The organism is Phyllobacterium zundukense, from assembly GCF_025452195.1.
Taxonomy (GTDB): Bacteria; Pseudomonadota; Alphaproteobacteria; order Rhizobiales; family Rhizobiaceae; genus Phyllobacterium; species Phyllobacterium zundukense_A.
Genome location: NZ_CP104973.1, coordinates 321448 through 333396, shown reverse-complemented (window position 1 = coordinate 333396; position 11949 = coordinate 321448). Strand labels below are relative to the sequence as shown.

The window sequence follows — 11949 nt, the reverse complement described above, 5'->3', positions numbered from 1 at the left end:
ATAACCCACGCGCTTCTGACGGAAAGCCAACCCGTCGATATGGCTTGCCGGATAACGGAAACGCCACGAATGCCCAGATAGCTCAGTTGGTAGAGCAGCGGATTGAAAATCCGCGTGTCCGTGGTTCGAATCCGCGTCTGGGCACCACTCTTTCTCTCAGTAAAAAAGAAATTATGTTAACCCTCGTAACCGGGCGCGGCACCTTTTCGTCGCGCTTGCACGCGCTCCGCTGTCCCCAGTCTGGTCCCGTCGCAGCGTCGGATCTTGTGCGGCATTTGATGCGCTGAGTTGTAGACAGACGCCACAGGCCGTCCGACTCTATCTTCGATATCAAGTATTGTTCTTTATACCTTAGTTTAATGCATAAAGTACAAAGACAGATATAAGCAATTACACTGTGATAGCCTGCTTCAGAAAATGATTGTGCTGTTAACAGTTGAACTGAGGTAAATGAATAATATGCGAAACCAAAATCATGAAGGCCGAGGCAATTAAGTAACTTTTAAAGAATCACAAAGATTCACTCAAATAATGATTCGTTTTCAATACCTTATGGGAAATGACTCACGATTGGCTCACGTTTTCGTGATAAAACGGCAACACTGTAACCCCAAGTTGCATAGGATAGGCCGTTCTGGCCATAAGTTCTTTGACCCCGCCGCTAAAGTTAAGTTAGATCGCCGGGTCAACAAGACACATATGGAGAGATCAACAATGAACATTAAGAGCCTTCTTATCGGCTCCGCTGCAGCCCTGGTTGCAGTTTCGGGGGCACGCGCTGCAGATGCAGTCGTTGTTGCTGAACCAGAGCCCGTCGAATACGTTCGCGTTTGCGACGCATACGGCGCTGGCTTCTTTTACATTCCGGGGACCGAGACCTGCCTGAAGATCAGCGGCTACGTCCGTTATGATGCCCAGGCTGGCGACGACGTTTATACCGGTGGGAACGTTGGTGCCAATGGTGACGAGACCTGGCATAAGCGTACTCGTGCAGAAGTACGTTTCGACGCTCGTTCGGAAACCGAACTTGGCACTCTGCGTTCCTACATCCAGGGCCGTTTCCAGTATGACGATGGTGAATCCAGCGAGGGTTCGCTGCCGCAGGCATGGATTGAACTCGGTGGTTTCCGCATCGGTACTGCTGACGAACTCTACGGTTCGTGGACAGATTATGCTGGTGGCGTCATCAACGACGACGTGATCAACTACCAGTCCGGCCAGAGCAACCAGGTCAGCTACACTTTCAAGGGTGGCAACGGTTTCTCCGCTATCATCGGTGCTGAACAGGGTCAGGATGACTATGTCATCGAAGACTACATGCCTCACGTTCTCGCTGGTGCGAAGTTCGAACAGGCTTGGGGTGGCGTTTCCGGTGTTGTCGGTTACGACTCCAACGTTGAAGAATTCGCTGGCAAGCTGCGCTTGGACGTGAAGTTCAACGAAATGTTCTCGGCATTCATCATGGGTGGCTATCAGTCCAACTACGACGAAGGCTTGGTCGAGCGTAACTGGTTCGGTACATGGGAAGGCGATTGGGCAGCTTGGGGCGGGTTCTCCGTCAAGGCTACCGACAAGGCAACCATCAACGCACAGGCTGCTTACGAAGAAGAAGGCACATATGCCCTCGCTCTTAACGTAGCTTACGAGCTGGTTCCTGGCTTCATGATCACGCCAGAAATCAACTACACCAAGTTCGACGGCGTACGTGCTGACGTTTCTGATGCCCTTGGCGGCAGCGACGACGCATTCGGCGGCATCATCCGCTTCCAGCGCAACTTCTAATCGCCGGTGTCAACTATCCGGGGGCTATTGCCCCCGGGTTTTATCCGATTTGGCGCTGTAGAAGGACTGCAACGCCAGAGTGTGATGATGTGATCTCCAGTCGCCTCATTCTCACGAGACGGTGGGCCCCGCGGCTCACCGTTTTCGTTTTATCCCACCATCTCGCTTGCAGTGTTACGTCACACCATGTTCGATACATGGTTTGCGATCGCAAGGCAGGATGTCAGCCCCGGGCTTTCAATACCAAAAAGATTCACCAAACCTTTGACACCGTGTGTGGCAGGACCTTCGATGACGAAATCAGTTATCGGTTCGCCGCCGATGGTCAGCTTTGGCCTGATGCCGCTGTAAGCAGGCTGCAATGAACCGTCGGCGAGATTGGGCCAGTATTTGCGTATTTCGTCGTAGAAACGGTCTGCCCGTTTAGGATCGACACTGTATTCGATCGATTCCACCCATTCGACGTCGGGACCGAACCGCATCCGGCCGTGCAGATCAAGCGTGAGATGAACGCCTAAACCCCCTTCTTCCGGGACTGGATAAATCAGGTGCGTGAACGGCGTCTTGCCCGTCGCCGAAAAATAGTTGCCCTTGGCAAATCGCCTGTCGGGGATGAACTCTCGCTGTAGTCCGGTAATGGATGAAGCGATGGCTGGTGCCTGGAGGCCGCACGCATTGATGAATGTGGATGCCTGAAGCTCAAACGTGCGTCCATTGGAGGCATCAATTGTTTCCATTCGCAAACCATCGGCGTTGGTTTCAGCGGAAACGATGGTGGTCCGAAATGAAATTGCTGCGCCGTAGTCCTGCGCGTCACCGAGCAGCGCCAACATCAAGCTGTGGCTGTCTATGATGCCCGTTGAAGGCGAAAACAGGGCAGCAGTACACGTTAGTTCCGGCTCGCGTCTGCACGCTTCCAGCTCCGACAAATGCTCCAGATCAGAAACACCGCACGTTTCCGCTCCTTGAGCTATGGTACTTAATATCGGAACTTGAACTTCGTTTGTAGCTACGATCAGCTTGCCGCAGCGGGAATGCGGAACGCCATGCCTCTCCGCAAAAGCATATAGAGCATTTCGGCCCTCGATACATAACCTGCTTTTCAGGCTGTTTTGCGGGTAATAGATGCCGGCGTGGATAACCTCGGAGTTGCGCGAACTCGTGCCCGTTCCGATTGTTTCGGCCTCTTCGACAATCAGAGTCTCGATACCGCGACGCGCAAACGAACGAGCGATCGCCAGCCCGATGACACCTCCGCCCGCGATAAGGCACTCCACACGTTCCAATTGTCAGTGCCCTCCATGCACGGCAAAAGGTGCGAGCTTCCTTTCCAGGCTTTGAAGGGTTTCGATAATCTGAAGCCCGACTCGCTCGTAACAAGGATAGTGCAAGAGATGTTCCTTGTCCCAATCCGCGGGGGAAAGGCTGCTGCCATAATCCTGGGGCGCGGAATTTTTGAGTTCGGTCAGATACTCCTGAACGGAAATGGAAGTGGGGGGCGTCCCCGTCGCCATATGCATGAACAGAGCGCGTAGCCAAAATTGTGTGGCCATTAGTTCAATCCGGATTTGTTCGTCTTCGATCATGGGTTCTCTGATCCGATGCAGTCAGTACAGCCGTCTAACTAAAGACACTTACAGGGAAAATTGGTAATTGGCTTCAGGGACATCGGACACATCCAAAAGCGGATAATATGTGCTAGTTCAACAACGAGTATGTTGCCGCGCTCCACATTTGAGCGATGTCAGGATGAAGCTGGCTACCTCGGATTGATTCGAGCATGTTCGGTTGTCTCTCGCGATTACGTCGAATGGCTATGTTATCGTTCATCTCATTGGTCAGCTTAAAGGAAGTGACGGCAACGGTTATCGTCGTGATGAAATCGGCGTTCTGTGCGATTCTGTGCGTTTGAAGAATAGTTTCAAAACCCAAGTTTTTTGCACTCATCAAGCGTTGGTTAGGTAGACTTTGACCAATACACGCGAGGTATCTAGGTGGGGAACGTTCGCCGGGCATATTTTATGGCGGCCTTGGAACAATATTCACAGGTGATTGTCAGCATATCGATGATTGCCGTTCTGTCCCGTCTGTTAGACAGCACGGCGATCGGGCTTGCGGTCATTGGCCTGGGGATAGGAACCATTGCGTTCAATTTCCGAGAGTTCGTGACGTCGGAGTATCTCATTCAACGCGAAGATGTTTCAGAGGAAGACGTTCGTACTGGCTTTACACTTATATTCGGCTTTTCGGTTGCAATCGGCTCGCTTCTTATTCTCTTGGCCCACTGGTTTGCGGGTTTTTATTCCGAAGCGGGCCTTAGTGCATTCGTCTGTGTTCTGGCAATTTCCGGTGTGATCGATGCACCAGTCAGTACCATCGCTGCATTGCTGCGCCGGGATATGGAGTTTGGCAACCTCACACGCATCAACGCACTGGGGAGCATTGTCAACGCCTTGGTAACCATAGCGTTTGCATGGTTTGGCTTTGGCTTTATGAGTTTTGCGTGGGGAACACTTTCATCTGCATTGGTCAGAATGGTTCTTGCATTCCATGCACGACCGATTTTCTGGATGTTCAGGCCACGACTGAAAGGCTGGTACGAGTTCTTCATTTTCGGTGGCTACAAGGGTGCTTCGACCGTTCTTGACAGAACATATGAGGCGCTTCCCCAGCTGGTATTGGGGCGCATTATGCCTTTGACTGCCGTCGGCCTTTTTAACCGAGCCAATGTTGTCTGCGGACTCCCCGACAAAATATTGCTGTCGGCGATTTTTTCAGTCGCGTTTCCTGCATTTGCCGCCGAAGCGAGAGCCCAACGAAGCGTCAAGGACGCCTATCTCAAAATCATCAGTTATATCACAGCACTCTATTGGCCCGCTGTTCTCGTCGTTGCTATTCTTGCTCACCCGATCGTGCACGTCGCCCTTGGCCAAGCTTGGGATGCCACAGTTCCGCTTGTGCAAATCCTGTCAGTCGCGGCCATCTTCTGGTTTCCCAACATTTTGACGTTCCCGGTGTTGGTTGCTCTCGGTGCGAACCGGGAAGCGTTCCGGGCAAATTTTATCGGCCGGGGCATGTCGATAATTGTCATCTGTACCGCGAGCTTCTTTGGATTGTATGCGCTGGTGCTAAGCCAATTCATCGCTCTGCCGTTCCAGATGCTGATTTCGCTCATCTATGTTCGCCGGCATGCGCCATTTCACTGGCGGGAGTTGTTCGCAATACTCACCAAAAGTGCGGTAGTGACTTTCGGGGGGATTCTGGGACCACTCTGTGTTCTTGCCGCAAATGGCTTCGCGTTCGATCTCTCCATTCTGCAGGCACTTGTTGCTGGCCTATTTTCGGCAATCGGGTGGGTGGCGGCTCTGGTCATCGTCAAGCATCCATTCCTCGAAGAGCTTACCCGGATCGTTGGCCTGTTTTTGCCGCGGCTTCTGCCGAGCAAGCAGGGAGTGCCGGCCGAATGACTAAATCGCGCTCTAAAGCTTGGGGATGCATGCTGTGAAGTCCGTTGACGTCGTCATACCAAACTATAATTACGGTCGCTATTTGCGGGCATGCGTTGGCAGCGTGCTGTCGCAGGATGTCGAGAGACTGCGCGTTCTGATCATCGACAACGCCTCAACCGATGACAGTTCCGAAGTTGCGCGAGAGCTTGCAGCGATGGATCCGCGTGTCGAGTTGCGGCTGCGCGAAACAAATCTTGGCCCGCACGCGTCGTTCAACGAGGGAATCGACTGGGCGGAATCGGATTATTTCCTTATATTATGTTCCGATGATTTCCTGGTACCGGGCGCGCTCAATCGTGCCATCACCATCATGGAAGAAAATCCCGACATTGCTTATACCTATGGTCGTGATGTGGATATCCAGGGCGACTCCCCGATTCCCAGTATAGCGGGACAGGCACGACCACAGTATCGGCTGGATAGCAGTCGCTCCTTCATCGAACGCTTCTGTCGTTTAGGGGTTTTCCAGATACCTGGACCATCGATTGTCATCAGGACCAGCGTGCAAAAAAGCACGGGTTATTATCGCACGGAACTTCCGCACAGCGATGACTACGATGTGTGGCTGCGCTTGGCGCTGCACGGCAGCGTAGCGGAGCTCGATTGCATTCAGGCGGGCATTCGCACGCACGGGACTAATCGCTCCAGCGATTTGTGGGCCCGTCAGATATTGCACATATTGCACACTGCCGATGCTGCCGAATGCTTCTTTGCCCATGAGGGTGGCGAAATGCCCGACGCCAAATATCTGCACCGTCTCGCGCGCCGCGGTTTGGCCGAGCGTGCTTACTGGTCGGCGATTTCCCACCTCCTTCGTGGGGAAAAGGGTGTGGGCGAGCTGTTGAAGCTGGCTTTCCGCTGGCGTCCTGTAACAGCGTTTCTGCCACCTGTCGGATATCTGCTTCAGAGGCCAGACACGCTGCGTCGCCTCCAGCGACTTGTTGATATGTGGGCGCGTGGAACCAAGCGTTTCAGGATTGGGGAAGCTGGCTCACGTCCTTGATTTCGCCGCGCTGTTCAACAGGATCGACCAGGATCGAGTGGATATAAGCTTCTTGCTCTGCCAGTTGCGTCTGGAAGGCAGCGACGCCTTTTTTCACTTCCAATACAAGACGTGCACGCTCGGCCAGCATTTTCTCAACCTGGGATTTCAAAACGTCGACATCGAATGTCTCGACATAGTGGCAATATTCTTCAAGGCCGGTTGCATTGAGCAGCGCGTCGTTTTTTGTCGAGTAGGCCAGCGAAATCACCGGGCGGCCCATTCGCAGCGCACAGATCACATTGTGATAGCGCGTCGCCACAACGATATCGGTGTGCGCAATTTGCGCCATCACGTCATGCAAAGAGGTCATCTCCTCCGCCACAATATGCATGCTGCCGCTATGGGCTTCATTCTGGGGAAACATATTCATGATGTCGGCAACCGCCCGGCGATCAACGATATCTCCCGTCAACAATCTTACGTTCAGTCCGCGCTCCTGCAGCCAGGAAATGAACTCGGCTATCTTGTCCAGATATGTGCGATAAATGGCCTCGCCGTCTTCGTCGGCTTTCTTCCAGCCGGAATAAGCCATTATGCCCACCCCAACGCATACTGTATCCGGGTTGTCACGACCGGATTCCGCCGCAGCAGGAAGACCAAAAGCGAGATCAGCGCTCAAGGGATCGCGACTAACATCGAAACCGATACTCTTCATGAAATCTCGCGATAGTTTGTCGCGATAGGAACGATAGTGTGCCATCCGCGCGCCGGTTTTCAAGAACAAGCGGCTCAGAGGCAGTCTGATTGGTCCGGCACCGACGCTGACAAAGGCAATGCGCATACCGTTCAGTCTGGCGGCCAAACACCATCTGAGGATCACGAAAGGCCAGCCAAATGCGGTCTCCTGAAAATCGTCCAGTATCCCTGTTCCTGGGATAATCATCAGATCCAGTCCATTGAGTTGAGCGAAGATTGTATAGAATCCGATCACTTGTCGGGGAATATCACCGAGCATTCGATTGATGCGATTGAACCAGAGGCCTCTTGAGACAAGTACACGGATACTTATCGTCTCAATATTATACTTTTTCGCAATAGCCTCCGGATTGGAACAAATGCAGAGCAGCTCCGCGTCGATCTTTGATGAACGCAGAAAGTCCAGCATGGCTTCAAGTGAGCCGTCATTGCCCGTATTTCCGCTGCCGAACTGACCCAGCAAGGCGATTTTCATCCAAGGCCTCTCAATCGACCTGTTCGAATCTGCTACAGGACAACGCTTCATTTCAACGACTCGACTCAAGCTATCGGACACCCCCGCAAGCGCGATCCAATACACTTTTGTCATTCTGATCTTGCTGCCATCTGCTGACAAACGACACATGGCCATTGGAGTATCAGCAGCAACCGAACGACTGGGGTTCTCCTCCAAAAGGCTGCACCTGTTACCCTTCACGGCGCATTCTGCTCTGTAGGTTTCTGGCTCTATGATGATTCAATTGGGTTTCGGCGGCGGGCGCCGGGAAAGTTTGGGGATCAATGCCCATGAAGTTCGCGTACTTCGTTCGACCGCACCTCGGCGGCACCTACACCGTGTTCAAGCAATTGCGCAAAGGTTTGGCAATGCACGGGATAGACGTGCATTGGCTCGGGTTCGGCGATCCTCTATTGCCGGAATGGCAATCCGAGGCGGCCTTCGGCACCATGGTGGATGCGGGCGAGGCGGCAGATGAACAGGAACAGGCGAGATTGGTCGCTGCTGCTGTACAGAATGGCGGATTCGATGGCGTATTCGTCAACGTTCTGACTGACCGCATCCAGATGAACATCGCGCGCTACTTGCCCGCCGATGTCATGCGTATCATGATCGTTCACAATATCACTCCGGGAACCTATGCGGCGGCTGTAGCTATCAAGGATCACGTCCACGCTACGATTGGAGTATCGGAGCGCTGTCGCCGGGATCTGGTAGAGAAATACAAATTTGACAAGGAGCGCACGTTTGTAATCGCCAACGCCATCGATATCGAACCATTCACGGCCTTGAAACGGGTTTCTCGCGAGGCACACGGCCTTCGAATGCTCTCTCTTGGCCGCGTTGAGGACACGTCCAAGGGTGTATTCTGGCTAACCGGTATCCTGGATAACTCGCCCGCATCGGTGAACCTGACGGTTGCTGGCAGTGGACCGGACCTGGAGCAACTGAAAAAAAAGCTGGCCCATCACAAAGACAGGGTAACCTTTTTAGGGGCAATTCAACCAGATCTTATTCCACAACTGCTGTTCGAACACGATGCTCTGATCATGCCGTCCCGATTCGAGGGCTACCCGATGACCCTTATCGAGGCGATGGCTTCAGGGTGCGTGCCAATTGCTTCGCATATACAAGGCGTAACGGATACTATTGTCGCTGACAAGAAAAGCGGCTTTCTCTTTCCGGTAGGTGACTACGTTGAGGCTGCACGGATCATTTCAAAGCTCAACGCCGATCCAGCCAAACTCGCCAGTGCTTCCCTTGCGGCAAAAGAGGCAGCCGAACATGCATTCACTTTCGAAGTAATGGCCAACGGATACCACCAGGTCATTGACCGTGTTGTCGCCACCAGACCGGCTATAGCCGCTCCGCTTGATCTAAACGACTGGTCTTTTCCTCGGGGCCTTCGTTCCGGCTTGCGCACATACGTGCCACGGCCAGTCAAGAACTGGTTGCGTGTTATGAGAGAGCGGTACGCCTATACGCCTTTTGGCTCTTTCTCGTAACTGAATTGCCGAAGTGAAAATGTGGCCTGAAACGCCCATAGTTCTCTCAGCAGTTTTGTCGCCAGCTGTGCTGGCCAAGATTTCCACAAGGTTTGGCAGATGACACAGTTGATTAACAATTTCGAAGAATCAAGCCGCCTGCGCACACTTGCCCACCATGTAATTCCCGGAGGGGCACATACCTATGCCAAGGGCGACGATCAATATCCGCAGCTATCGCCAGGCTTCATAGCCAAAGGTTTCGGTAGCCACGTATGGGATGTCGATGGCAATGAATACATAGAATACGGAATGGGAAACCGTGCCGTTGGACTGGGCCATGCATTTGCTTCCGTCCTGGAGGCAGCGACACATCAGTTGCAGCTCGGGTGCAATTTTACCCGCCCCGCCGACATAGAAGTGCACTGTGCAGAAACCTTCCTCGAAACCATCTCTAGTGCCGAAATGGTGAAGTTTTGCAAAGATGGATCGGATGCAACATCCGGCGCGGTCCGGTTGGCAAGAGCGGTGACCGGACGGGATATGATCGCGCGCTGCGGTGATCATCCATTTTTTTCCACCGACGACTGGTTTATCGGTAACACCGAGATGAACGCAGGGATCCCTGATGCCGTGCAGAAACTCACCGTTACTTTCAAATACGATGACCTTGATAGCATACGTGCGCTATTCAACAGGTACCCGGGGAAAATCGCGGCGCTAATCCTTGAGCCGTCACGTGGTGATGATCCGAAGAATAATTTCCTTCATGCAGCGCGTGATCTTTGCCACAGCAACGGAGCCTTGTTTATTCTGGACGAAATGATCACAGGCTTTCGTTGGCACAAAGGTGGCGCTCAGCAGCTCTATCGCATTGAACCTGATTTGTCCTGCTTCGGCAAAGCACTGGGCAACGGATTCTCCGTCTCTGCTCTTGCTGGCAAACGCGAATACATGAAACTTGGCGGACTTGAACAAACGGGTAGTCCGCGCGTATTCCTGCTTTCCACAACTCATGGCGCAGAAACCCATGCCTTGGCTGCAGCCATCGCTACGATGCGCATCTATCAAGACGAGCCTGTCATCGAGCACCTGTATGATCAAGGTGAAGCTCTAAGAACCGGCATAAATCAAGTCATCGCTCGTCACGGTGTCGGCGAATATTTCCGGGTTACCGGTCGGTCCTGCTGCCTCGCTTATGCGACGCTGGATCAAGCCAAGACGCCGTCTCAAGCATTCCGGACGTTGTTCCTACAAGAAACCATCAAGCGCGGCGTGCTTATGCCATCACTAGTGGTCAGTTATACGCACAGCGATGACGACGTTCAGCGCACGATCGACGCGGTCGATGGGGCGCTTGGTATCTACAAGCAGGCTCTCGAGAACGGTGTTGAAAATTATCTCGTAGGTAAGCCATCGCAAGTTGTATTCCGGCGCTTTAATAGACCGCCGGTTGCCGAACGCGCGCTGGAACTAGCAGGCAATGGCTGACTGGGCCGAAAAAAGATTCTTCTGGCTGTTTCTTGTATCGGCGATGTGTTGCTCGTTCGCCGCCCAGGCACAGCAGCCGGTTTTTCCCCTGCAGGTCTCCGAAAACCATCGCTACCTCCAGGATACATCAGGTCACCCCTTTCTCCTGACAGGCGATGCGGCATGGTCGTTGATTGGAGATTTGTCGCGCGAGGAGGCAGAAAAGTACCTCGCCGATCGCCAGAGTCGGGGTTTTAACACGATACTGGTTTCACTGATCGAACATCGCTTCAGCAGAAATGCCCCGCAAAACTATTATAAACATGCTCCGTTTGCTCGCGGCGGAAACTTCACGAGGCCGAACGAGGCTTATTTTGCTGATGCAGACTGGATTTTGGAACGCGCTCGAGAACGGGGGTTTTTGGTTCTTTTGACACCGGCGTATCTGGGAACCAATGGAGGTGACGAGGGATGGTATCAGGAAATGCACGATGCGGGCGCGGATGCGCTCAGATCATACGGACGTTATCTCGGTCAGCGCTACCGCCGCTTCGATAATATTATCTGGGTTCAGGGTGGCGATTGGGACCCGCCCACAAAAACCTTGGTGGATGCTCTTGCACAGGGAATCAAGGAGATAAATCCTGAAGCCCTCCAAACGGTGCATGCGGGGCGGGATACGGATGTTCTTCACAGTTGGGAAGAAAAATGGCTCGGCCTTGATACGGTTTACACCTACGGCGATGTTCACACTGCCAACCTAGAACGCTATCTCTCCGGAACGGCGCGCCCATTCATTTTCATCGAAGGCATGTACGAAGGAGAGCACAACACGACCGAGCAAACTATTCGGGAGATCGCGTATGGCGCAATTCTTTCAGGAGCCGCCGGCCAAGTGTTTGGCAATAATCCGGTCTGGCATTTTGCCGGCCCGGCCCTCTTCAAACAACCGCTCAGCTGGCAGGAGGCGCTTTCCAGTCGCGGCGCCCAAAGCATAACTCATCTTAAAGTATTCTTTGAAACCATCGCCTGGTGGACACTCGAACCAGAACAGGGGAAACTTCTTGTCGCGGCGAATCCACCGCTTCCTGGATATGCCATTGGCAGTCGTTCGGCAAAGAGCGACCTCGCGGTGATCTACCTGTCCGACCGGACCAGCGTCACCCTCGATACAGCAGCGCTAGCGCCAACAACACAATACGCTCGCTGGTTTGATCCTTCCTCCGGGCAATTCAGTGAAGCGCTCGCGAAAAGTCGTTCCACTAACACCATCGCATTCGAGACCCCACGGGCGCAAAACTCAGCGGGTTTTTCGGACTGGCTCCTTCTGCTGACCGATAAGGACTGAGCGCGCCAGCGTTCAGATGATCATATCGGACAAAAGGCGTAGCACATTTGCCGAAAGTGTAGTTCGTATCGTCGATGATCCTCCGAACTCCTCTCTCGCGGTTCCGCCCACCCGCAAGT

The 11949-nt window shown here is 53.2% G+C and carries 9 protein-coding genes and 1 tRNA gene; 7 read left to right on the top strand and 3 right to left on the bottom strand.

The window, feature by feature from the left end; genetic code table 11:
- Positions 1–71 precede the first annotated feature (71 nt).
- Positions 72–147: transfer RNA gene (locus N8E88_RS13990), tRNA-Phe, on the top strand.
- A 567-nt stretch (positions 148–714) separates the two neighbouring features.
- A complete protein-coding gene (locus tag N8E88_RS13985; protein WP_262294194.1) occupies positions 715–1782 on the top strand; it encodes a porin in 1068 nt (355 codons plus the stop codon).
- Between the two features lie 179 nt (positions 1783–1961).
- Here N8E88_RS13985 and N8E88_RS13980 read toward each other — a convergent pair whose 3' ends face one another.
- Together N8E88_RS13980 and N8E88_RS13975 are read right to left on the bottom strand one after the other, a co-directional pair.
- Positions 1962–3068, bottom strand: coding sequence for an NAD(P)/FAD-dependent oxidoreductase (locus N8E88_RS13980; protein ID WP_262294193.1), 1107 nt, complete (start codon positions 3066–3068; stop codon positions 1962–1964).
- 3 nt (positions 3069–3071) lie between these two features.
- On the bottom strand, positions 3072–3368 hold the full coding sequence (locus N8E88_RS13975) for a hypothetical protein (protein WP_112526220.1): 297 nt from the start codon (positions 3366–3368) through the stop codon (positions 3072–3074).
- Positions 3369–3803: 435 nt separating this feature from the next.
- Between N8E88_RS13975 and N8E88_RS13970 the strand changes: the two genes are divergently transcribed.
- Positions 3804–5249: an oligosaccharide flippase family protein gene (locus N8E88_RS13970; protein ID WP_262294192.1), complete on the top strand. Its 1446-nt coding sequence runs from the start codon at positions 3804–3806 to the stop codon at positions 5247–5249.
- A 34-nt stretch (positions 5250–5283) separates the two neighbouring features.
- Entirely contained in the window at positions 5284–6294 is a 1011-nt protein-coding gene (locus tag N8E88_RS13965) for a glycosyltransferase family 2 protein (protein WP_262294191.1), read from the top strand.
- Here N8E88_RS13965 and N8E88_RS13960 read toward each other — a convergent pair.
- Positions 6263–7507 (bottom strand): polysaccharide pyruvyl transferase family protein, encoded by a 1245-nt coding sequence (locus tag N8E88_RS13960; protein WP_262294190.1) that lies wholly within the window; start codon positions 7505–7507, stop codon positions 6263–6265. The genes N8E88_RS13965 and N8E88_RS13960 overlap by 32 nt on opposite strands.
- A gap of 311 nt (positions 7508–7818) precedes the next feature.
- Here N8E88_RS13960 and N8E88_RS13955 point away from each other — a divergent pair, with 311 nt between their 5' ends.
- From N8E88_RS13955 to N8E88_RS13945, 3 genes are all read left to right on the top strand, one after another.
- Positions 7819–9033, top strand: coding sequence for a glycosyltransferase family 4 protein (locus N8E88_RS13955; RefSeq protein WP_262294189.1), 1215 nt, complete (start codon positions 7819–7821; stop codon positions 9031–9033).
- Positions 9034–9132: 99 nt separating this feature from the next.
- Positions 9133–10503 (top strand): glutamate-1-semialdehyde 2,1-aminomutase, encoded by a 1371-nt coding sequence (locus tag N8E88_RS13950; RefSeq protein ID WP_262294188.1) that lies wholly within the window; start codon positions 9133–9135, stop codon positions 10501–10503.
- Entirely contained in the window at positions 10496–11830 is a 1335-nt protein-coding gene (locus N8E88_RS13945; protein WP_262294187.1) for a glycoside hydrolase family 140 protein, read from the top strand. The genes N8E88_RS13950 and N8E88_RS13945 overlap by 8 nt, the downstream gene beginning before the upstream one ends.
- Positions 11831–11949: the final 119 nt, after the last annotated feature.

Excerpts from the sequence above, each read along its gene's own strand:
- N8E88_RS13970 (WP_262294192.1), top strand. The coding sequence starts at position 3,804 with ATGGCGGCCTTGGAACAATATTCACAGGTGATTGTCAGCATATCGATG.
- N8E88_RS13960 (WP_262294190.1), bottom strand. The coding sequence starts at position 7,507 with ATGAAAATCGCCTTGCTGGGTCAGTTCGGCAGCGGAAATACGGGCAAT.
- N8E88_RS13955 (WP_262294189.1), top strand. The coding sequence starts at position 7,819 with ATGAAGTTCGCGTACTTCGTTCGACCGCACCTCGGCGGCACCTACACC.
- N8E88_RS13950 (WP_262294188.1), top strand. The coding sequence starts at position 9,133 with ATGACACAGTTGATTAACAATTTCGAAGAATCAAGCCGCCTGCGCACA.
- N8E88_RS13975 (WP_112526220.1), bottom strand. The coding sequence starts at position 3,368 with ATGATCGAAGACGAACAAATCCGGATTGAACTAATGGCCACACAATTT.
- N8E88_RS13945 (WP_262294187.1), top strand. The coding sequence starts at position 10,496 with ATGGCTGACTGGGCCGAAAAAAGATTCTTCTGGCTGTTTCTTGTATCG.
- N8E88_RS13985 (WP_262294194.1), top strand. The coding sequence starts at position 715 with ATGAACATTAAGAGCCTTCTTATCGGCTCCGCTGCAGCCCTGGTTGCA.